The following is a 21796-nucleotide window of genomic DNA, read 5'->3' as shown; positions in this document are numbered from 1 at the left end:
GCATCACCGCCTCGCGACAACCGATATGCGCCGCGCTGGGCTCCTGCCTGCGCAGGAGCGACGAGCCACGGATTTCGACCGCGCGCACGAAAATACCTCACGTCGCTCCTGCGCACGCAGGAGACCAGCGCGGTACGCCCGGGCGAGTGACACGATCCCATCGGCTTTCCATTCAGCTTCATCAACGCCCCTCTATCGACACCCCGACCAGACACGCGGTAACGTAGCCCCGACACACACTTGGGGAACGTCCGGACACGATCCCCTCAAGCGGCCGTGTCGCGCGCACGGCCTTGGATCAAGAACGGAAGGACGCTCATGCGCCTCACCAGACGCCATGGACTGCTCCTGCCGTGGTTCATGCTACCGGCCCTGGCCCACGCGAACGTCGTGCTTACCGTCGACGGCGTCGACGACAGCCTGAAGGGCGCGATCGTCTCCGGCGTCGAGCTCAGCCAGTACGCCGCCCGCGATGTCACCGCCGCGCAGGTGCGCCGCCTCTACGAAAAGGCCCCCGACGAAGTGCAGGCCGCGCTGCGGCCCTATGGCTATTACGAAGCCACCGCCACGGGCGACATGCAGCAGGTGGGCAACGACTGGCACGTCACCCTGCACGTGGTACCGGGCGTACCGGTGACGGTGAAGAGCGTGAACGTGGACATCGACGGCGACGCCGCGAAGGTTCCCGCCGTCCGCTTCGCCCTGCGCGGCGTGAACGGCCTGAAAGGCAAGCCCATGAACGACGGCCAGTACGACGCCGCGCGCGACGGCGTGAGCGGTGCGCTCACCGCCACCGGCTTCCTCGACGCGAAACTCGTCACCCGGCGCGTGGAAGTCAATCGCGCCGAACACAGCGCGTCGGTGCAACTGAAGTGGGAAACCGGCCAGCGCTACCGCTACGGCCAGATCCACTTCAAGAACTCGCAGTTCCGCGACGGCTTCCTCGATCGCTACGTACCGTTCAAGAGCGGCGACTATTTCTCGCAGGGTCAGCTACTCCAGCTCCAGCAAGCCCTCAACGGCGCCGACTACTTCGCCGTGGTCAACGTGATTCCCGACACCGACAACGCGAAGGAAGGCCACATCGACATCGACGTGGAACTGGCTCCCGCCAAGCGCACGATCTACACCGGCGGTCCGTTCTTCGGCACGGACACCGGCGCGGGCCTGCGCGGTGGCATCGAAAAACGCTGGATCAACGATCGCGGGCACAAGTGGAAGAACGAACTGGTGCTGGCCCAGCGCCTGAAGACGCTCTCCACGCTCTACCAGATTCCGATGCCCGGCCCCAACCAGCGCAGCTTCAATTTCGGCGCCAACTTCCGCGATGCCAACACGGTCACGTCGAAGTCGCGAACGCTGCAACTGGTCGCCAACGAAACGCGCCTGTGGCATGGCTGGCAACGCACCATCGGCGTGAACGCGCTCTCGGGCACGTTCACCGTGGGCAAGCGCGGCGGTGAAGGCGACGACGCCGAAGGCCTCGAACGCGGTCGCAGCACCCTGCTCTATCCCGAGGTCACGCTCAGCCGGAAGAAGGGCGACAACCCCACCTTCGTGCGCAGCGGCTGGTCGCTCACGCTCACCGCGCGCAGCACCGCCGGCACCCTGCTTTCCGACGCCCGGTTCTCGCAGGTGATCGGCGACGTGAAATGGATCCAGTCGTTCTGGGGCCGCAACCGACTCATCCTGCGCGGCAGCGCCGGCAAGATCTGGACCGACGACTTCAGCGCCCTGCCGCCGCAGCTGCGCTTCTTCGCCGGCGGCGACCGTTCGGTGCGTGGTTACGACTTCGAGAGCATCGGCCCGCGCAATCAGTTCAACCGCGTGATCGGCGGCGAAGGCCTGCTGGTCGGCAGCAGCGAAGTGGAGCACTACTTCACGAAGAACTGGGGCATGGCCGCCTTCGTCGACGCGGGCAATGCCTTCACGGGCACCGATTACAGCCCGCGCGTGGGTGCCGGCCTGGGCATACGCTGGCTGTCGCCCGTGGGCATGATCCGCGCGGACCTCGCCGTTCCCGTCGGCGATAAGAACGAACACGGCATCCACCTGCACGTGGTCATCGGGCCCGACCTATGAGAAGCACCGGCATGACATGGCTGATTCGCATCGGGGTGGCGCTCGGCGTGCTGTTGCTCGCCGTCGTGCTCGGCGTGTGGTGGCTCGTGGGCACGGCCTCGGGCCTGCGTTTCGCCCTCGCCCGCGCGCAGGGCTTCACCGATAACGCGCTCACCGTCGGAACGGCCGAAGGCCGGCTCGCCGGCCCGCTCGACCTGGGCAACGTGCGTTATCGCGACGGCAAGGGCATGGACGTACGCGTCGCCCGGGCGCACCTCGATTTCGCCTTCGGCGCCCTGCTGCGCAAGCGCGCCCACGTGTTCGACCTCAGGGTCGACGGCGTCGACGTGGCGCTGCCGCCGAGTTCGCCCGAGCCCGACCAACCCTCCGAGCCCTTCTCGCTGAACCCGCCCATCGACCTCGTGCTCGACAAGGTGCACGTCGGCCACGTGAAGGTCACCCAGGCCGGCCAACCGCTGTTCGAATCCAACTCGCTCGATCTCGCCGGGTCATGGACGGGCAAGGGACTGGAACTGAAAACCCTGGCGTTGCGCGCACCCGACGGGCAGGCCGACCTCGCCGGCCGCCTTGCCGTGGGCAAGGGCTACAGCGGCAACGGCAAGGCCTCTTTCGCATGGAAGGCCGGCGGCGTCGATTACGCCGGTGACATCGAAGCGACGAGCGACGGCGCGAAAGCCCATACCATCGTCAAGCTCCGCCTGCCCTTCGTGGCGCGGGTGGACGCCCACCTCGTGCAGAGCGGCGACTTCGCCTGGACGGCCACCATCGACGCGCCCCGCTTCGATCCCCAACCGCTGCTCGGCGAAGGCACGCTGCAATCGCTCGGCCTCGCCGTGCGGGGCTCGGGCGACCGCTACGGCGCCAACCTCACCGGCGACGTCGATCTCAACGACTACCGCGTTCGCCTGGCGCCGATGAAGGCCTCGTTCGACCACGCCTATAAGCGCCTTACCCTGGACGAACTCACCGTGGGTTCGCCCCAGGTCAAGGGTTCGCTTACCGCGAGCGGTACCGTGGAGATCGCGGCGCAGCCGGTCACGGCCGATCTCGCCCTCGCCTGGAAGAACGTGCTGGTGCCCGCCGACGTGGCCGGGCAGGATCTCGCCAGCGCCGGCAAGCTCACCTTCAAGGGCGGTGCCGAGGCCTATCACGCCGAAGGCGACGTCGACATCGGTCCGCCGGGCAAGCTCGGCAAGTTCACCCTGAACCTCGACGGCAAGCCCGAATCCATCGACCTGCACACGCTCGAGCTCGTGCAGCCCAACGGCAACCTCGCGGCCAATGGCGTCATCACCCTGCAGCCGGACATGGCCTGGAAGCTCGACCTGAAAGGCAAGCGATTCGATCCCGGCCAATTGCTGGCCGAATGGGATGGCGCCCTCGACCTCGACCTGTCCACCGAAGGCCACCTCGCGAAAGACGGTCCGCTCGGCACGCTCGACCTGCGCAAGCTCGACGGCACGCTGCGCCAGCGTCCGCTGCGTGGCAACGGCAAGCTCGTCCTCAAGCCCGGCGAGGTGATCAACGGCAACCTCGACCTCGCCTCCGGCAGCAGCAGCATCCGTCTCGACGCCAAGGGCGATACGAGCAACGACGCCACGCTGAAACTCGCCATCGCCTCGCTGGGCGACTGGCTGCCCGACGCGGGCGGCCGCCTGCAGGGCGACATCGGCGCGAAGGGCCGCTGGCCCGATCTGGCGATGAAGGCCAACCTGCGCGGCAGCGCCATCGTCTACGCCGGCCAGAAGATCGACGCCGTCACGCTCGACGCCGACGTGCCCGACATCGGCAAACCCGGCGGCAAGCTCGCGGTGCATGCCAACAACGTCGTATCCGGCGGCATGGTGTTCGACCGCGTGACGATCGACGCCGACGGCAACCAGGAGCGTCACCAGCTCAGCGTGAACGCGCACGGCAAGCCGCTCACCGCCACGCTCGCACTGAACGGTTCGATGAAGAACGCCGCCTGGAACGGCACCCTCTCGCGCCTGGATATCGACTTCCAGGGCCTGCCGCCGTGGCGTCTCCAGAACGCCAGCCAGCTCGCGTGGAAAGACGGCGCCGCAAGCATGAGCGACCTCTGCCTCACCGCGGGCGACCCGTTGCTCTGCGTGTCGGGCAAGCAGGATGCCGCGGGCAACCTCGACGCGGCCTACCGCGTGCGCCGCGTGCCGCTGTCCCTGCTGATGACGCTGGCCGAAGCCTCGAATTCGCCGATGCGCGCCGAAGGCATCGTCGAAGGCGACGGCAACATCCGCCGCACGGCGGCCGGTGCGTTGTCGGGACAGGCCACCATCGGCAGCACGCACGGTTCGGTCGCCTACGTCGATCGTCCCGACCGTCCGCTGCTCGTCTACGACAACCTCAGCGCCAACGCGCAGCTCACGCCCGACAACCAGCGCATCGTGCTGCGCGCGGCGCTCAACGACGGCGGCAGCGTCGACGGCAACGTGAGCATTGCCGGCGCGCAGCAGGCGCTCGGCGGCAACGTGTCGCTGCACCTGAAGAGCCTGTCGTTCGTCGAACTGTTCACCACCGAGTTGGCCGAAGTGAAGGGTGGCCTCAATGCCAGCTTCAGCCTCGGCGGCACCGTGGCCGCGCCGGCCGTCACCGGGCAGGCCCTGCTCGACGGCTTCGCCGCGGAAGTGCCCAGCGCGGGCCTCAAGCTGAAGGACGGCCACGTCAGCGTGACCACCGCCGACGCGAAGAACTACGTGGTGGACGGCACCGTCCGTTCCGGCGAGGGCACCCTGGCCGTCAAGGGCCAGGCCGCGCTCGGCGAAGGCGCGCAGATGCGCCTGGGCATCCAAGGCTCGAAGTTCACCGCCGTGGACATTCCGGCGGCCAAGGCCATCGTCTCGCCCGACATCCAGATCGTGCAGGATGCCAAGGGCATGAACGTCACCGGCAAGCTCGCGGTCGACCTCGCCGACGTCAACGTCGAGAAACTGCCCGGCGCGGGCGCGACCAAGGCCTCGCCCGACGTGGTGGTGGTGGACGAGAAGCAGCAGGAAGCCGCCGCCGAATCCGCGCCGATCACGGCGGACATCCGCGTCGACCTGGGGCAGAAGGTGCACCTGGTCGGCTTCGGCATCGACGGCCGCATCACCGGGCAGCTCGACGTGCGCGAGCGTCCCGGACGCGCGACGACGGGCCAGGGGCAGATCGGCGTCGACGGTACCTACAAGGCGTATGGGCAGGACCTGCGCATCGAGCAGGGCCAGCTGCTGTTCGCTTCCACGCCCATCGACAACCCCGGCCTCAACATCCGCGCGTCACGCACGCTCAATCCCAACGCCACCATCGACGATGGACAGAAGGTGGGGCTTTACGTCTCCGGCACGGCGCGCCGCCCGGTGCTCACGGTGTTCTCGAACCCGGTGATGGAACAGTCCGACGCCCTTTCCTACCTCGTCACCGGCAAGCCGCTGTCGCAGGTGAAGGGCGGCGAAGGCAACATGGTCGGCGCCGCCGCGCAGGCGCTGGGCTCGGCGGCGGGCGACCTGCTCGCCAAGAGCGTGGGCTCGAAGATCGGTGTGGACGACATCGGCGTGAGCAACAACGATGCGCTCGGCGGGACCTCGGCGTTTACCGTGGGCAAGTATCTTTCGCCGCGGTTGTACCTGAGCTATGGCGTGGGGCTATTCGACCCCGGGCAGGTGATCACGCTGCGTTACATCCTGAGCCATCGGTGGAATTTCGAAGCGCAGAACGCGACGGAGTTTTCGCGGGCGAGCTTGAATTACCGGTTGGAGCGATAGGCCTGTTGGAAAGCCGATGGGGCGTTGTCGCCGCCTCGTGCTTCCATGCGCTGGGTTCCTGCGTGCGCAGGAACGACGTGAAGGGCATGCAGCAACGGTAAATCTTGTGGTTCGTCGTTCTGCGTACGCGGGAACCCAGCGCGTGGCGTCCGAGCGAGCGACGCCCCGCCCTACGCTCACCGCCCCGCGTGCAACCGATGCAGCAGCTCCGCTTCGGTATACGAGATGCCGCAGGTATCGGCGATGTCCTGCACCGAAGCGCCCTGGCGGGCGAGGCGCTGGGCCAGTGCCAGCGTGCGGTCGGAGGTGGTGCCGCTTTCGGCCGTGACGTTGACCGAGGGCGTGCGACGCACCTGGTCTTCGATGTCGCCGAGCCGGTTTTCCAGGCGGCGAAGCATCCCCGCGAGCTGGTCGGGCTGGATGGCGGGCTCCGGATCGGGTGCCGGCGCGGGTGGCGCGACGGGTTCACTCTTCACCGGCGAGCCCAGGCGGCGGAAAAGGACCAGTAGGCCGACCAGGTTGAGGACGGCCAGGGCGATCAGCACGTAACCGAGGATGGGGTTCATGCGTGGGAGGATACCGCAAGCCCGATTCGCCGATGCGATCGGCTCCCACCCCTTCGGTAGCAGGCTCGCGACAAGCGTGTTGCCGAAGGGAACTGACCGTAGCGAGCAGGCTCGCGACACGCTTGCTACCGAAGGGGTGGGAGCCTATCGTATCGGCGAATACTACGGAGCGATCACGCCCGGCAAAGCCGCTGCACATCCACCAGCGCGATGAACCCCTCGTCCCGCGTCACCACCCCGCTCACCGGATCGTCGCGCCGCTCGGCGCGACCGGGCGGCGGCGGCGCGATGTCGTCGGCGGCGAGCTGGAGCATGTCGCCGATGAGATCGATGCGCATGCCCACCACGCTGCCCGCGTCGTCGAACACGATCACGCGCTGGGCGTCTTCCTGCGACGGGTCCACCGCACCGTCGAGACCGAAACGGCGACGCCCGTCGAGCACCGGCACGATCTGGCCGCGCAGGTTGACGATGCCGAGCACGTCGTCGGGCGCACCCGGCACGGGCGTGATGTCACCGGGGCGGATCACTTCGCGCACGCTCGACAGCGCCACGGCGTAACGCTGCCCCTCGAGGGAAAAACCCAGCCATTCGCTCACGGGCCCAGCTCCTGTTCCAGCCATCTGATCAGCGCCGCGGTGTCGACCACGCCGCACTTGGGTTCTTTCGACATGCCCGCCAGCCACGGGCGCGAGGCGGCGCCCTGGCGCCACTGGATGGCGTCGGCCACCAATTCCACCGGTTCGTCGTCGACCACGCAGCCGAGCGCCCAGGCACGATTGCCCAGGATCACCAGCGTGGAGGTGGAGGCGCCGGCCATGTCGGGCGAGAGGATCGCGCCCAGGTCGGCGACGCGCGCCTCGCCGCTGGGATGGCGCCAGCGCCCCATGCAGATCGGGTTCGTCGTGTTCGGCGGCGTCAGCGGCGGCATCGGCAACATGTGCGTGACGTCGGCCATCGGCACGGCGAGCTTCACGCCGGCCGCGCTGCACAGCAGGTAACGCGGATCGGCACCCCGCCCGGCGGCATCGGCATCGCGCCACGTCTCGATGGACACCACCTTGACCGCCGCCTGCGGCGCCGCCTCCGCCGGTGCGGGCGTCAGCAGCTCGGCGAGGTAGTCGGAGACGATCTGCTCGACATCCTGCATGGTGCGGCTCACGCGGCCGCGTCCGTCACGGACGGCACGGGCAGGGCCAGCAACTCGTCGAGCAACTGGCGGTAGGCGAGACCGCCGCGGCGCGCGGCGGGCCACGAAGCCAGCGGCACGCCGGCCGCGCTGGCTTCACGAACCTGCGTATCGGTGGGGATGACGGCCTGGCTCACGCTGTCGCCGTATTGCTCGCGCAGTTGTGCCAGGCAGGCCCGCGACGCATGCGTGCGCGCGTCGTACAGCGTCGGCACGATGGTGCGCGGCAACGGTTTGCCGCGCGAGCGTTCGATCATCGACAGGCTGCGCAGCATGCGTTCCAGCCCGGCCAGCGCCAGCGCCTCGGTCTGCGTGGGCACGAGCAGGCGATCGCTCGCGGCCAGGGCGTTGACCATCAGCACGCCGAGCGTCGGCGGGCAGTCGAGCAGCACGTGGTCGAAATCGGGAGCGAGTTCGGCCAGCGCCTGCGTGAGCACCAGGCCCATGCCGGCCCGCGTACCGACCTGGCGATCGAGGGTAATCATCGCCGCCGAGGCGGGCAGCACGCTGAGATGGTCCCATGGCGTGGCGTGCACGAGCGTGCGCACGGGCAAGGGATTGCCGCCCACGCCGAAGAGGTCGTACACGCTGCCGTGCGCACCGACTTCCACGCCGATGTAGCCCGAGAGCGAGGCATGCGGATCCATGTCGATCAACAGCGTGCGCCTGCCCTCGTGGGCGAGCAGGCTGCCTAGCGCGACGGTGGTGGTGGTCTTGCCCACCCCGCCCTTCTGGTTGGAAACGGCCCAGACGCGCATCAGCGGTTCTCCGCCACGGGCGCGAAGCGGGCGGCGCCCGCCGTCGGCGCCAGCACCGTCACGGTGGGCACCGGCTTGGCGGCGTGCTTGGCGGCCGACAGGTCGACGCGATCGGCATCGCTATAGAAACGCGCGGGCGCGGCCTTGTCGCTCATCACCACGATGAGAACGCGGCGATTGCGGTTGCGCCCGTCGGCGGTGCCGTTATCGGCGGCGGGACGATACTCCCCCCAGCCGATGATGCCCACGCGATGCGGATCGACGCCGGTGAGCGTGATCAGGCGCGCCACCGTGGCCGCGCGCGCCGCCGAGAGTTCCCAGTTGGACGGGAACGTGGGCGTCGCGATGGGCGTGTTGTCGGTGTAACCCTCGATGCGCATGGCGTTGGGAAACGGCGCGAGGATGCCGGCGAGCTTGCGCAGCACGTCCTCGGCCTGCGGTTGCAGCTTCGCCACGCCCACGGGGAACAGGATGTCGGTACGCACTTCGATCTCGAGCCAGTCCGGCGTCTGCCGAACGCTCACCAGGCTCTTGTCGATCAGCGGCTTCATCGCGCGCTGCACTTCGTCGGAAATCTGGCTCAGGCTGTTCTGTTCGGTCTTGCCCACCGCCACGTTCGCATCGTCGGCGGCCGTCGTCGCATGCCGCTGCTTGCCGTCCTGATGCTCGGCGGCCGCGCCTTCGTGGCCCGGCAGCGGCAGGTTGCGCGGCGGGATGGGCACGTCGATCTTCGCGATGGGCGAGGCGGTGGGCGAACGCGACTGGTTCGGCAGCGGCACCTGCGTGGCGGGCGTCGCCTCGTTGATGGGCTCGATGACCTTGCCGGTACCGTTGAACGCCTCGTTGATGGATTGCGCCATCACGCGGAACTTGGTTTCGTTCACCGCCGACACGGCGTACATCACCACGAAAAGGGCGAGCAGCAACGTGATGAGGTCGCCGTAGGGAATCGCCCAGCGCTCGTGGTTGACGTGTTCTTCGTGGTGCCGGCGTTTCACGAGAGGAACCCTTGCAGCTTGCTCTCGATATGCCGCGGGTTGTCGCCCTGGGCGATGGACACCAGACCCTCGACGAGGATCTCGCGCATCTGCGAACGCTTGCGCGCCAGGCCCTTCAGGCGCGACGCCATTGGCAGCGCCAGCAGGTTGGCCAGGCCGATGCCGTAGATGGTGGCGACGAAGGCGGCGGCGATGCCGTGGCCGAGCTTGCTCGGATCGGCGAGGTTCTGCATCACCGACATCAGGCCCATCACGGCGCCGATGATGCCCATGGTGGGCGAATACGTACCGGCGTTCTCGAAGACCTTCGCCGCTTCGATGTCGGTGTGCTCGCGCGCGTACACCTCCACCTCGAGCACCGAGCGCATGGCGTCGGGCTCGGTACCGTCGACCAGCAGTTGCAGGCCCTTGCGGATGAACGGATCGGTCTCGCGCTCGATGGCGGGCTCCAGGCCGAGCAGGCCCGTGCGGCGCGAGATCTCGCTCCAGCCGACGATGCGGCTGACCAGGTTTTCCGACTCGATGTCCGGCGGGTTGTACACCCACGGCAGCATGCCGAGGGCGCGCTTGAGCACCGGGCCGGGGGTCTGCACGAGCAACGCGGCGAAGGTGCCCAGGAACACGATCACGAAGGCGGCGGGATTCCACAGGGCGTCGAGGCTCGAGCCCTTGAGGATGGTTCCCACGATGATGACCACGAAGGCCAGGATCGTGCCGACGAGACTCACGATATCCATGTCAGACGGCCATCCTCAACGTGGGCAGCACCTGGCCGCCGTCGTCGGCGAGCCCCGCCAGGTCGAGCACGAGCGAGATGCGGCCGTCGCCGGTGATGGTCGCGCCGGCGACGCCGGGCACGTCCTTCAGGAACGGGCCGAGCGGCTTGGCCATCACGTCCTCGCGGCCGAGCACTTCGTCGACGAGGCAACCCAGCGTCTGGTGGCCGATCTGCACCACCACCACGTGGCCACCCTGCCCCTGCACGCCGGCCCAGCGGCCGAGATCGGCCAGCGGCAGCGCGCGCTGGCGATGATTGGCGACCACGCGTCCGTCGAGGCGCTGGATCTGCCCTTCGGACAGCTCGAACACCTCGGCCACGTTGGACATCGGCAGCGACAGCAGGCGGTTGCCCACGCGCACCATGAGCACGCGCAGGATCGCCAGCGTGAGCGGCACGGAGAGACGCACCGTGCTGCCGTGGCCCACCCGCGAGTCGATCGACAGCGTGCCGCCGAGTTCGACGATCTTGGTCTTGACCACGTCCATGCCGACGCCGCGTCCGGAGATGTCGGACACCTGGCTGGCCGTGGAAAACCCGGGACGGAACACGATCTCGTAGCACTCGCGCTCGTCCAGGCGCGCGGCCTGTTCCGCATCCATCAGGCCTTTTTCCACGGCCTTGCGACGAAGCACTTCCGGATCCATGCCCTTGCCGTCGTCGGTGACGGTGATGACGATGCGGTCGCCGTACTGGCCGGCGGCCAGGCGCACGGTGCCCTGGCGCGGCTTGCCCTCGCGCTGGCGCGCATCCGGCATCTCGATGCCGTGGTCCACGGCGTTGCGCAGCAGGTGCACCAACGGATCGGCCAGCGCTTCGACCACGGTACGGTCGATGTCGGTCTCTTCGCCTTCGGTGACCAGCTCGATCTCCTTGCCGAGCTGGCGGGCGAGATCGCGCACGATGCGCGGGAAGCGCGAGAACAGTTTGCCCACCGGTTGCATGCGCATGCGCAGCACGGCGTTCTGCAGGTCTTCGGCCACGCGTTCGAGTTCGCCGATGGCGCGTTCCATCGGGTCGGCGGTACCGCGCGGCGCGAGGTTGCTCAGGCGATTGCGCACCAGCACGAGTTCACCCGCCGCATCGACGAGGTTGTCCAGGCGATGGGTATCCACGCGCACCGTCGTGTCGGCGGTGGAGGCCTGGCGCTTCTCGGCCGCCTTGGCGGGTACCTGCGTGTCGGCCGCCACGGATGCAGGTGCGGGTGCAGGCGCGGGTGCCGGTGTCGGCGCGGGCGGCGGCGGAACGTCCAGCGCGCTCGAACCCGGCGCGGCCGTGCCGTGCAGGGAATCGAGCAACGCCTCGAATTCGTCGTCGCTGATGGCGTTGGGATCGGCGGCGGGCGCCGCGACCGATGGCGCGGGCACGGGCTCCACCGACTCGGCACCGGGCGCTCCCGTGCCGTAGAGCGAATCCAGCAGCGCTTCGAACTCGTCGTCGCTGATGGTGCCCGTCGGCGCAGGCACGCGCTCGGCGCGCGCGGCGTCGAGCATGGCCTCGAATTCGTCCTCGATGGGGTCGTGCGGCCGCGACGGCGCCGCGGCGGGCACCGATGCCGTCACCGGTACGGCGAGCGCGGCGGGCGGCGCCGTGGCGGCACGGCCGGGAATCAGCAGGCGGTCGAGCAGCGAACGCGGCGCGGGCTCGATCGACACGCCGCCGTCGGCGGCGCGCATCATGTCATTGAGCAGGTCCAGCGATTCCAGCAACGCGTCCATGAAGCCCGCGTTGAGCACGATGGCGCCGCCGCGCGCTTCGTTGAGCAGGTCTTCGGCGCGATGGCACAGCTCCACCATCGGGTGCAGGCCGAGGAAGCCCGCCCCACCCTTCACCGTGTGGAAGGCACGGAAGACCGCATTCAGCAGCTCGACGTCGCCCGGCGAAGCCTCGAGGTCCACGAGCTGTTCGCCCAGGCTCTCGAGCAGTTCGCGTGCCTCGATCAGGAAGACGTTGAGCAGCTCGTTGTCCAGCTCCACGCTCATCGGCGCGCTCAGAAACCGAATTCGCTGAGCAGGCGGTCCACTTCGTCCTGGCTGACCTTGTCCGCCGCGGGGGCGGCGCCGCCGGCCAGCGAACCGGTGAGGCGCACCAGCTCGACGAGCGAGGATTCGACCTTGGCCATGAAGGCTTCGACGCGGGCCACGCGCTGGCCGGAGAGATCCTGCCAGGACTGCGCTTCCACCATCTCGCCCAGGCCGATGTCGCAGTTCTGCGCGAAATCGCCCACGCGTACGGCGAGAGCGCGCGCGTTCGGGGCGAACGAGGGGTCGGCCACGTCGAGCACGAGCACGTCGTCGGCTTCCTTCGCCAGGGCCTGCGCCTGCGGACGCAGCTTTTCGCTGAAGTCGAGCGTGCGGTGCGCGGCTTGCGAACTCATCTCGAGCACGTCGCGCAGATGCTTGCGCGCGTCGCCCATGTTGCCCGGGTTGCCGTCGTGCGAAATGTCGGCCGCGAGGCGGCGGGCGGATTCGTGCAGGTCGCGGGCGAGATGGCCCAGCGCGAGGAACAGATGCTGCTCGCGGCTGCGGATCAGGCGGTCCAGCGCCTGTTCGAAAGCGGTGGAATCGTCGGCGTCGAGCAACTCGCGCAGTTCGGGGGCCACGTCCTGGCCGGCGGAAATCGTCGTGTTCATGCCTGCTCCTTAGCCCGCCGCCGCGGCGAGACGTTCGAAAATCTTGTCGAGTTTTTCCTTCAGCGTCACCGCCGTGAACGGCTTGACCACGTAGCCGTTCACGCCGCTCTGTGCGGCGGCGATGATCTGGTCGCGGTTGTTCTCGGCGGTGACCATCAGCACCGGCATCGCCTTCAGGGCGGCGTCGGCGCGGATGGCGCGGAGCAGGTCGATGCCCGTCATGTTGGGCATGTTCCAGTCGGTGACCACGAGGTCGAACGGCTGGGAGCGAAGCAGCGCGAGCGCCGCGTTGCCGTCTTCGGCTTCCTGGATCAGGGTGTTGGTGAAGCCCAGCTCCACCAGCAGGTTCCTGACGATGCGCCGCATGGTGGAGAAATCGTCCACCACGAGGATTTTCATGTTCTTGTCCAAAACGTCTCTCCGCCTCTACTGCGCGTTTTCTTCGACCGGTGACGGCACCGGGTGCCGTCAGGTTCTTTCTTTCCAACCCGACATGCGCGCGCGGAGTCGAATGAGGGCCTGGCCGTGGATCTGGCACACCCGCGATTCGCTCACTCCCAGCACCGCACCGATTTCCTTCAGGTTGAGCTCGTCATCGTAGTACAGCGACATCACCAGCTTTTCGCGCTCCGGCAGCCCGTCGATGGACTGGGCCAGCGCATCGCGCATGCCCTCCTGCTCGAACAGCCCGTCCGGCCCCGTGGCATCCGGGTCGGCCACGTCGATCGCCGCGCCCTCGTCGCCCTCGGGCGCCGTCAGGCTCAGCAACCGGGCGCTCGCCGCGTCGGCCAGGATCTGGTTGTACTCCATGGCGTCGATGCCCAGCCGCTTCATCACTTCCACGTCGTCGGCGTCGCCACCCGTCTCGTTTTCGATCTGCCTCGTTACCTCCGCCACCTCGCGCAACTTCCGATGGACCGAGCGCGGGGTCCAGTCCGTCTTGCGCAGTTCGTCCAGCATCGCGCCCCGTATGCGGATGCCCGCATAGGTCTCGAAACTGGCCGCGCGAGTCGGCGAATAATTCCTCGCGGCCTCGAGCAGTCCGATCATCCCGGCCTGCATGAGGTCGTTCGCGTCCACGCTCGGCGGCAGCCGGCCCATCAGGTGATAGGCGATCCGGCGCACCAACGGCGCGTGGGTCCTGACCAGTTGATCCGCCGGAACCTTAGTGATTTCAAGGTATTCGCTCGCGACGCTCACAACGGCAGCCCTCCTCCCAAGTGGGTGCGGTCGGCGAAAAAGCCGATCCGTCCCTGTGCCCGGGGCTCGGGTTCACCCCATGTATCGACCGACCTGGCCAGATTCTTGAATCCGACCGCCGATCGGCTGCTCGGCCAGGCGTCGACCACCGCCGACTGGCGGCGGATGGCCTGGCGCAGGTATTCGTCGTGCGGCACCATGCCCATGAAATCCAGCGACACGTCGAGGAACCGGCTGGTCACGCGCGAGAGCTTCTCGTAGAGCGCCCGGCCCTCCTGGGCGTGGCGCACCATGTTGGCGACGATGCGGAAGCGGTTCACCCCGAATTCCCGCGAGAGCACCTTGATGAGGGCATAGGCGTCGGTGAGCGAGGCCGGCTCGTCGCAGACCACGATCACCACCTCGTCGGAGGCGGCGGCGAACATCGACACGCTGTCGGAGATGCCGGCGGCGGTGTCGACGATGAGGTATTCGGGTGCCAGCGGGTATTCGTCGAACGCGCGGATGACCGCGGCATGCTCGATGTTCGGCAGCTGGGCCATGCGCCGCGTGCCCGAGGTGGCCGGGATCACCTTCAGGCCGTGGGAGGCCTCCAGCACCAGTTCCTCGATGCGGCAGGCGCCTTCCAGCATGTGGCCGAGGTGGCGCACCGGCTGGAGCCCCAGCAACACGTCGATGTTGGCCATGCCCAGGTCGGCGTCGAGCAGCAGCACGTCGCGCCCGCCCATGGCCAGCGCCATGCCGAGGTTGACCGCCACCGTGGTCTTGCCCACGCCACCCTTGCCGCCCGCGATCGCGATGCTGCGGGTGGGACGACGGTCGGACAGCCATGCGATGCCGGCGGCCTGGGTGTTGTCGACGTGTGTGGTCATGGAAGAGTTCACTGCCGGGAAATGAGAGGTTGCGGTTGCCGTGGACATGGGATGCATGGTCCGGGTCAGGCCGAGACGGCCGTCATGCCGAAGCGTTCGGCGAGGATGGCGTCGTCGGGTTCGTCGTTGCGCTGCTTCACCCGCTGCGCCGCCATGAGCACCAGCTTGCGCGCATCGGCCGAGGCGATGTCCTCGGGCACGCGCTGGCCGTCGGTGGTGTAGTCCAGCGGCAGGCCGTGGCGGATGACCGCCGAGATCGCGCCGCCGATCAGCGGCGCCTCGTCGAGCTTGGTAAGGATCGCGCTCTGCGGCGCCAGCGGCGCGTAGGCGCGGATCGCGCCGTCGATGGCCTGCGACTGCATATTGGCGGCGAGCACCAGGCACACGCGCAGGTCGGACATCGCATGCAGCGTATCGAACTGTTCCTGCAGTTTCGGATCGCTGCCGGCAAGGCCGGCCGTATCCACCAGCACGGTGTGGCGGCCGCGCAGCTGCAGCAGCACGTTGCGCAGGCTGGTGGCGTCGTGTGCGTTGAACACGCGCACGCCGAGCAGGCGGCCGTAGCGTTCCAGCTGTGCGCCGGCGCCGACGCGGTACTGGTCGGTGCTGATCAGCGCCACGTTGGACGCGCCGTGGCGCAACACCGCGCGCGCGGCGAGCTTGGCGATGGAGGTGGTCTTGCCCACGCCGGTGGTGCCCACCAGGGCGGTGACGCCGCCGCCCACCGTGTCGAAGTTGCGGCCGGTGATGCGGATGTTGCGCGAGATGAGGCCCAGCGGCAGGTAGCGCGCCTGGTCGGAGGTCATGCCTTCGGGCAGTTCGGCGCACAGCGCGCGGGCCACGTCGGCGTCGATGCCCAGGCGGGTGAGTTCGCGCAGCACGCGGGCGCGCAGCGGCTGCTCGCGCTCCAGGTGGTTCCACGACAGCGCGGAGAGCTGCACCTGCAACATCTCGCGCAGGTCGTTGATCTCGGCGCGCATGCCGTTCACGGCGGCGTCGTTGCCCGGCTTGACGGTCGCGGCGCGCACCACGTCGGCGACGCTCTCGGCGAGCGCGGCGCTGGAGTGACGCTGCGGGGCGTTCGGGCGGGCCTGCTCGGCCTTCGCCGCACGCTCGACCGCGGCCGCCGTGGCGGCGCGGGCCTGGTCGATGCGGGCGGCACGCTCGGCGGCGCGATCGTCGCGCACGGCGCGCACCGGCTCGGTCGCCGGCGCCTTGGGCTCGGGCGGCTCATAGGCGAAGCCGGCCTCACGCACCAGCGCCTCGTCGTAATCGAGCGCGGCGATGATCTCGATGCCGTCGTCCAGACGGCGCGTCGACAGGATCACGGCATCCGGACCCTGTTCGTCGCGCACCTGGCGCATGGCCTGGCGCATGTCGGGAGCAACGAATCGCTTGATTTTCATGCCTTCGATCCTGTCTCTCGCGGCAGTCCGGCATCGCCGGCACCGCCATGTTCGTTCGGTTCGTCCGCCGATTCGGCGAACGGTGTCTCAGTGCTTACCGGCCCAGCGCCGTCACCAGCTTGACGCGACGGTTGTCGGGCACCTCGTTGTAAGCCAGTACATGCAGGTTTTGGGCCACATGCCGGGTGAAGCGCGCAAGCCACGGACGAAGCGCCGGGGACACCAGCAACACGGCGGGTTCGCCCGCCGCTTCCTGGCGTCGCGTGGCGTCGGCCACGCTCTGCTGAAGGCGATCGGCCAGGCCCGGCTCCACCGCCGCGCCGGCGGGGCCGCCGCCCTGCAGCGACTGCAGGAGGATCTGCTCCAGGTCCGGCGCCAAAGTAATGACGGGCACCTCGGTGCCGAGGCCGGCGATCTCCTGCACGATCTGGCGACCCAGCGTGACGCGCACGGCGGCGGCGAGCACGCCCGGGTCCTGGCTCTGTCCCGCGTGCTCGGCCAGCGATTCGACGATGCCGCGGAAGTTGCGGATGGGCACGCGCTCGGCGAGCAGGTTCTGCAGGACCTTGACGATGACGCCCAGCGACAGGCGCTTGGGCACGAGGTCTTCCACCAGCTTCGGCGTCTGCTGCGCGAGGCGGTCGAGCAGCTGCTGCACGTCCTGGTGGCCGATGAGCTCGTGGGCGTGGTTCTGCAGGATGTGCGACAGGTGCGTGGCGATCACCGTGGCCGGGTCGACCACCGTGTAGCCCAGCGTTTGCGCGTGCTCGCGCAGGCCCGGTTCGATCCACACGGCATCGAGGCCGAAGGCGGGGTCGCGCGTGGCGATGCCGTTGATCGTGCCGTGCACGCGGCCCGGGTCGATCGCCAGCATGCGTTCGGTGTGGATCTCGGCCTCGCCCATGGGCACGCCCATCAACGAGATGCGGTAACCGTGCGGGGCCAGGTCCAGGTTGTCGCGGATGTGCACCGAGGGCACGAGGAAACCCAGCTCCTGCGACAGCTTGCGGCGCACCGACTTGATCCGCGCCATGAGTTCGCCGCCCTGCGCCTTGTCCACCAGCGGAATGAGGCGATAGCCCACTTCCAGGCCGATGGTGTCCACCTGGGCCACGTCTTCCCACGACAGTTCCAGGCGCTCGGCAGGCGGCGCGCTTTCCAGTGCCAGTTCGGTACCCGGCGCGCCCGGGGCGGCCACGCCGCCGGAAGCGACCTCCTGCCGGCGCAGGTGCAGCTTCCACGCACCGAAGCCGGCCAGGGCGGCCAGGATCAGGAACGGAAGGTTCGGCATGCCCGGGATGAGGCCCATCGTGCCGAGCACGGCGGCGGCCACGCCCAGGGCCTTGGGCTGGAACAGCTGGCCCATCACCTGCTTGCCCATCTCCTGCGACTTGGACACGCGGGTGACGATCACCGCCGTGGCGATGGAGAGCATCAGGCCCGGCACCTGGGCGACGAGGCCGTCACCGATGGTGAGCAGCGTATAGGTGCGGGCGGCTTCGCCGGCCGAGAGGCCGTGCTGGAGCACGCCGATGAAGAAGCCACCGATGATGTTGATGGCGAGGATCAGGATGCCCGCCGTGGCGTCGCCGCGAACGAACTTGGACGCGCCGTCCATCGAGCCGTAGAAATCCGCTTCCTCGCGCACTTCCTGGCGGCGCTCGCGGGCCTGCTCCTGCGTCAAAAGACCGGCATTGAGATCGGCGTCGATCGCCATCTGCTTGCCGGGCATCGCATCGAGGGTGAAGCGGGCGGTCACCTCGGACACGCGCGTGGCGCCCTTGGTGACCACCACGAAGTTGATGATGGTGAGGATGGCGAACACCACGAAACCGACGGCGAAATTGCCGCCGATGACGAACTCGCCGAAGGCCTCGATCACCTTGCCGGCCGCGCCGGGACCGTCGTGGCCGTGCAGCAGCACCACGCGGGTGGAGGCGATGTTCAGCGCCAGGCGCAGCAACGTGGCGAACAGCACCACGGTGGGAAACGAGGCCAGTTCCAGCGGCCGCATCACGTACATCGTGGCCAGCAGGATCACCAGCGACAGCGCGATGTTGAAGGTGAACAGCAGGTCGAGCATGAACGGCGGCAGCGGCAGCATCATCATGCCGAGCATGATCAGCATCGCCAGCGGCGCCGCGACGCCGCGACGGCCTATCTGGCGAAGCGTGCCGAAGAAATTGGGGTTGCTCGTCGCTGCCATCGTCGTCAGTTATCCATGCGGTACGGCCCGAGCAATTCCGGATCGATGTCCTGCTCGGGCATGTCGGGCGGGAGGTCGCCCATGGCGATCGCCTGCTTCAAACGGAACACGTAGGCCAGGATCTGGGCCACGGCGACGTACAGCGCCGCGGGGATTTCGCGTCCGATTTCCGTGGTGTGATACAAGGCTCGTGCCAACGGCGGGGCCTCGACCACCGGAACCTTCGATTCGGCACCCAGTTCGCGGATCTGGGCGGCGATCACGTCGACGCCCTTGGCCACCACGCGCGGCGCTCCCATGCGGTTTTCGTCGTATTTGAGGGCCACGGCGAAGTGCGTCGGATTGGCCACGATGACATCGGCCGTGGGCACGTCCTGCATCATCCGGCGCCGGGCCATCTGGTGCTGCATCTGTCGGATCTTTGACTTCAGCTCGGGGCTACCCTCGCTTTCCTTGTGCTCGTCCTTCACCTCCTGCTTGGTCATCTTCATCTTCTTGGTGAAGCTGAACTTCTGCCAGGGCGCGTCGACCAGGGCGATCACGCCCAGGGCGCAGCCGAAGATCAACGAGGCATTGCCGAACATCCCGAAGGCGCGCGAGATGCCCGATTCCACCGGGCCGCTGCCGGTGACGAACATGTCCAGCACGCTCTTGCGCAGGAACCAGACCAGGGCGCCGCCGATGAGGATCAGTTTCAGGATCGACTTGCCCAGTTCCACCAGGCCGTTCATCGAGAACAGCCGGCCGAAGCCCTTGATCGGATCGAGGCGGTCGAACTTGGGCGCCAGCGCCTGCACGGAAAAATTGAGGCCGCCCATCAACGCGGGCGCGGCCACGGTGGCGACCATGGTCACCGCGAACACGGGGCCGAGCAGCTTCAGCGCTTCCAGCGCCGCGGTGCCGAGCGCATGGCGCAGGCCGTCCTCGGCAAGCAGGTCGTCACGGCCATAGCGCAGGCCGATGTGCATGATCCTGGCGGCGTGCAGGGCCATCTGCTCGCGCGTGGCGATCAGCGTCGCCACCCCGGCCAGCACCACCACCGCGGTGGAAAGGTCTTTCGATCGCGGGATGTCGCCCTTTTCGCGCGCCTCGCGGAGGCGTTTTTCGCTGGGCGATTCGGTGCGGTCTTCCTTGTCGGCGCCCTCGCTCACGGCCGGCTACCTCCGACGAGCTGGCGCATGGTCTCCCACGCGGCGGTCTGCAGCGCATCGAAGGCCCCGGGGAGGCCGCGCAGCGCGAGCCAGACGGCCACCATGCCCAGGCAGATGGTGATCGGGAAACCCACCGCGAACAGGTTCATCGACGGCGCCGAGCGGCTGATCGCGCCGAAACCGAAGTTGACCACCAGCAGCGCGGTGAGCGCGGGAAGCGCCACGCGCACGGCGCCGGAGAAAAGATGGGTGGCGAAGGTGAGCACGCCCCACAGGCCGCCGGCACCGATGCCGTCGGTCCCGACCGGCAGCGTGCGGAAGCTGTCGGCGAGCAGGTCGATCAATTGCAGGTGGCCGTTCATGACGAGGAACAGCAGGGTCACCAGCATCATGTAGAACTGGCTGAGCACCGGCACGCTGCCACCCAGGCTCGGGTTGACCACCTCGGCGAAACCCAGGCTCATCGCCTGCGACACGAACTGCCCGGCGTACGACACGGCCTCGAAGATCAGCTTGAGCACGAAGCCGAGCGCGGCGCCGATCAGCACCTGCTGGGCCAGCACTTCCACGCCCTGGGCCGACAGCGGCTGGATGCCCAGCGGTGCCAGCGGCGCGAGCACGAGGGTGAGGACCACGGTGAGCCCGACGCGGATGCGCATCGGAATCGTCGTGTTGCCCAGCACCGGTGCCACCAGCATCAGGCCGGACACGCGCGCCAGCGCCCAGGAGGCACCGCCTACCCATCCTTCGAGCTGGCCGATGTCCAACGGCATCAACGCACCGCCTGGGGCAACGACTCGATGAGACCGCGGGTGAAGGTCACCAGCGTGCGCAGCATCCACGGGCCGGTGATGATCATCACCAGCGCCATGGCGATCAGCTTCGGGATGAAGCTCAGCGTCTGCTCGTTGATCTGCGTGGCGGCCTGGATCATGCCGACGAGGAGGCCCACCGCCAGCGCGGTGAGCAGCAGCGGCGCGCCGACCAGCATCGCGATGTGCAGGGCCTGCTGGCCGAAGGCGATGACCGATTCCGGCGTCACTGGAAGAAACTCCCCGCCAGCGTGCCCAGCAGCAGGGTCCAGCCGTCCACCAGCACGAAAAGCATGATCTTGAACGGCAGCGAGATGATCACCGGGGAGACCATCATCATGCCCATCGACATCAGCACCGAGGCCACCACCAGGTCGATGATGAGAAACGGAATGAACAGCAGGAAGCCCATCTGGAACGCGGTCTTCAGCTCGCTGGTGACGAAGGCGGGCAGCGCCACGCGGTACGGCACGGCATCCTTGTCGGCGTAGGGCTCGTCACCGGCCAGGCGGGTGAACAGCTGCAGGTCCGGTTCGCGGGTCTGTTCGAGCATGAAGTGCTTGAACGGCGCGGCGGCCGCGGGAAGCGCGTCCTGCACGCTCATCGCGCCGTCCATGTACGGCTTCACGCCCGCGTCGTAGGCCTTGTTCAGCACCGGCGACATCACGAACAGCGTGAGGAACAGCGACAGGCCGAGGATCACCTGGTTCGGCGGCGTGCTGTTGGTGCCCAGCGCCTGGCGCAGGAAACCCAGCACGATCACGATGCGGGTGAACGAGGTCATCATCAGCAGGATGGCCGGCAACACGGTCAGCGCCGTCATCAGCGCCAGGACCTGGATCGACAGGGACCACTGCTGGCCGCCGTTCGCGCCCGGCTGCACGTTCACCAGCGGGATGCCCTGCGGCTCGGCGGCGAAGGACACCACCGGCACGAGCAGCAGCAAGAGGAAAACGAGCCAGCGCGTCATGGGCGCTTCCACTGCGAGAGCACGTCGCGGAAACCCTTGAGCGTGGGCGCCTGAGGCGGGGTCGCGTCCTCGGCCACCGGCGTATCGAGCACGTGCAGCGTACGCAAGCCACCCGTGGGCGACGCACCCACCAGCAATTGCGTGCCGCCGACTTCGATGAGCATCACCCGGTCCTTGATGCCCACCGGCATCGATTCGACGACTCGGATCTTGCGGCCACCGGGGCGCACGCGCGCCTGGGCGCGGCGGCTCATCCAGCCGACGAAAAAGATGAGCGCCACCACGCCGAGCAGGCTGACCAGCACGCGGACCAGCTCCGCGCCCGTGTCGACCGGCGCGGCACCGGCGACCGGGGCCGCCAGCAGGGCGCAGGGAAGCATGCCGCCGGCGGCAGCGAGGGTACGACGCATGATGG

At 68.3% G+C, this 21796-nt stretch carries 20 protein-coding genes; 2 read left to right on the top strand and 18 right to left on the bottom strand.

Annotation, left to right across the window (positions count from 1 at the left end; all coding sequences use genetic code 11):
- Positions 1-318: 318 nt before the first annotated feature.
- On the top strand, positions 319-2082 hold the full coding sequence (locus JNG39_RS01645; protein WP_368309284.1) for an autotransporter assembly complex family protein: 1764 nt from the start codon (positions 319-321) through the stop codon (positions 2080-2082).
- 11 nt (positions 2083-2093) lie between these two features.
- Positions 2094-5843, top strand: coding sequence for a translocation/assembly module TamB domain-containing protein (locus tag JNG39_RS01640; protein ID WP_368309283.1), 3750 nt, complete (start codon positions 2094-2096; stop codon positions 5841-5843).
- 176 nt (positions 5844-6019) lie between these two features.
- Here the strand turns inward: JNG39_RS01640 and JNG39_RS01635 are convergent, their stop codons facing one another.
- The 18 genes from JNG39_RS01635 to fliO all read right to left on the bottom strand — a co-directional run bounded on the left by JNG39_RS01635 (position 6020) and on the right by fliO (position 21791).
- Entirely contained in the window at positions 6020-6409 is a 390-nt protein-coding gene (locus tag JNG39_RS01635) for a DUF2802 domain-containing protein (RefSeq protein WP_368309282.1), read from the bottom strand.
- 173 nt (positions 6410-6582) lie between these two features.
- Entirely contained in the window at positions 6583-7008 is a 426-nt protein-coding gene (locus JNG39_RS01630) for a chemotaxis protein CheW (RefSeq protein ID WP_368309280.1), read from the bottom strand.
- Entirely contained in the window at positions 7005-7571 is a 567-nt protein-coding gene (locus tag JNG39_RS01625) for a chemotaxis protein CheW (RefSeq protein WP_368309279.1), read from the bottom strand. Before JNG39_RS01625 ends, JNG39_RS01630 begins: the two co-directional genes overlap by 4 nt.
- Positions 7568-8356 carry a ParA family protein gene (locus JNG39_RS01620; protein ID WP_368309278.1) on the bottom strand — a complete coding sequence of 263 codons (789 nt, stop codon included), beginning with the start codon at positions 8354-8356 and terminating at the stop codon, positions 7568-7570. Before JNG39_RS01620 ends, JNG39_RS01625 begins: the two co-directional genes overlap by 4 nt.
- The gene (gene motD / locus JNG39_RS01615) at positions 8356-9354 is read right to left on the bottom strand and encodes a flagellar motor protein MotD (RefSeq protein ID WP_368309277.1); all 999 of its coding nucleotides are present in this window, start codon (positions 9352-9354) and stop codon (positions 8356-8358) included. The genes JNG39_RS01620 and motD overlap by 1 nt, the downstream gene beginning before the upstream one ends.
- Complete coding sequence (locus JNG39_RS01610; RefSeq protein WP_144911332.1) at positions 9351-10091, bottom strand: flagellar motor protein; 741 nt, start codon at positions 10089-10091, stop codon at positions 9351-9353. The genes motD and JNG39_RS01610 overlap by 4 nt, the downstream gene beginning before the upstream one ends.
- 1 nt (position 10092) lies before the next feature.
- Positions 10093-12114: a chemotaxis protein CheA gene (locus JNG39_RS01605; protein WP_368309276.1), complete on the bottom strand. Its 2022-nt coding sequence runs from the start codon at positions 12112-12114 to the stop codon at positions 10093-10095.
- An 8-nt stretch (positions 12115-12122) separates the two neighbouring features.
- Positions 12123-12764: a protein phosphatase CheZ gene (locus JNG39_RS01600; RefSeq protein ID WP_144911336.1), complete on the bottom strand. Its 642-nt coding sequence runs from the start codon at positions 12762-12764 to the stop codon at positions 12123-12125.
- 9 nt (positions 12765-12773) lie between these two features.
- On the bottom strand, positions 12774-13175 hold the full coding sequence (cheY, locus tag JNG39_RS01595) for a chemotaxis response regulator CheY (protein ID WP_144911338.1): 402 nt from the start codon (positions 13173-13175) through the stop codon (positions 12774-12776).
- A 57-nt stretch (positions 13176-13232) separates the two neighbouring features.
- The gene (locus JNG39_RS01590; RefSeq protein WP_368309274.1) at positions 13233-13964 is read right to left on the bottom strand and encodes an RNA polymerase sigma factor FliA; all 732 of its coding nucleotides are present in this window, start codon (positions 13962-13964) and stop codon (positions 13233-13235) included.
- The gene (locus tag JNG39_RS01585) at positions 13961-14836 is read right to left on the bottom strand and encodes a MinD/ParA family protein (protein ID WP_368309273.1); all 876 of its coding nucleotides are present in this window, start codon (positions 14834-14836) and stop codon (positions 13961-13963) included. Before JNG39_RS01585 ends, JNG39_RS01590 begins: the two co-directional genes overlap by 4 nt.
- A 65-nt stretch (positions 14837-14901) precedes the next feature.
- Positions 14902-16242 (bottom strand): flagellar biosynthesis protein FlhF, encoded by a 1341-nt coding sequence (gene flhF, locus JNG39_RS01580; RefSeq protein ID WP_368309272.1) that lies wholly within the window; start codon positions 16240-16242, stop codon positions 14902-14904.
- 94 nt (positions 16243-16336) lie between these two features.
- The gene (flhA, locus tag JNG39_RS01575; RefSeq protein ID WP_368309271.1) at positions 16337-18448 is read right to left on the bottom strand and encodes a flagellar biosynthesis protein FlhA; all 2112 of its coding nucleotides are present in this window, start codon (positions 18446-18448) and stop codon (positions 16337-16339) included.
- 5 nt (positions 18449-18453) lie between these two features.
- Complete coding sequence (gene flhB, locus JNG39_RS01570; protein WP_368309269.1) at positions 18454-19599, bottom strand: flagellar biosynthesis protein FlhB; 1146 nt, start codon at positions 19597-19599, stop codon at positions 18454-18456.
- The gene (fliR, locus tag JNG39_RS01565; protein ID WP_368309267.1) at positions 19596-20372 is read right to left on the bottom strand and encodes a flagellar biosynthetic protein FliR; all 777 of its coding nucleotides are present in this window, start codon (positions 20370-20372) and stop codon (positions 19596-19598) included. The genes flhB and fliR overlap by 4 nt, the downstream gene beginning before the upstream one ends.
- Entirely contained in the window at positions 20372-20641 is a 270-nt protein-coding gene (fliQ, locus tag JNG39_RS01560) for a flagellar biosynthesis protein FliQ (RefSeq protein WP_144911350.1), read from the bottom strand. The genes fliR and fliQ overlap by 1 nt, the downstream gene beginning before the upstream one ends.
- Positions 20638-21381 (bottom strand): flagellar type III secretion system pore protein FliP, encoded by a 744-nt coding sequence (fliP, locus tag JNG39_RS01555; RefSeq protein WP_368309266.1) that lies wholly within the window; start codon positions 21379-21381, stop codon positions 20638-20640. Before fliP ends, fliQ begins: the two co-directional genes overlap by 4 nt.
- Complete coding sequence (gene fliO, locus JNG39_RS01550; RefSeq protein WP_368309265.1) at positions 21378-21791, bottom strand: flagellar biosynthetic protein FliO; 414 nt, start codon at positions 21789-21791, stop codon at positions 21378-21380. The genes fliP and fliO overlap by 4 nt, the downstream gene beginning before the upstream one ends.
- Positions 21792-21796: the final 5 nt, after the last annotated feature.

It is taken from the genome of Luteibacter sp. CQ10 (genome assembly GCF_040900725.1).
Lineage (GTDB): Bacteria > Pseudomonadota > Gammaproteobacteria > Xanthomonadales > Rhodanobacteraceae > Luteibacter.
Note: the sequence above shows the minus strand (reverse complement) of the source record. Positions and strands in the feature narration are given on the sequence as shown.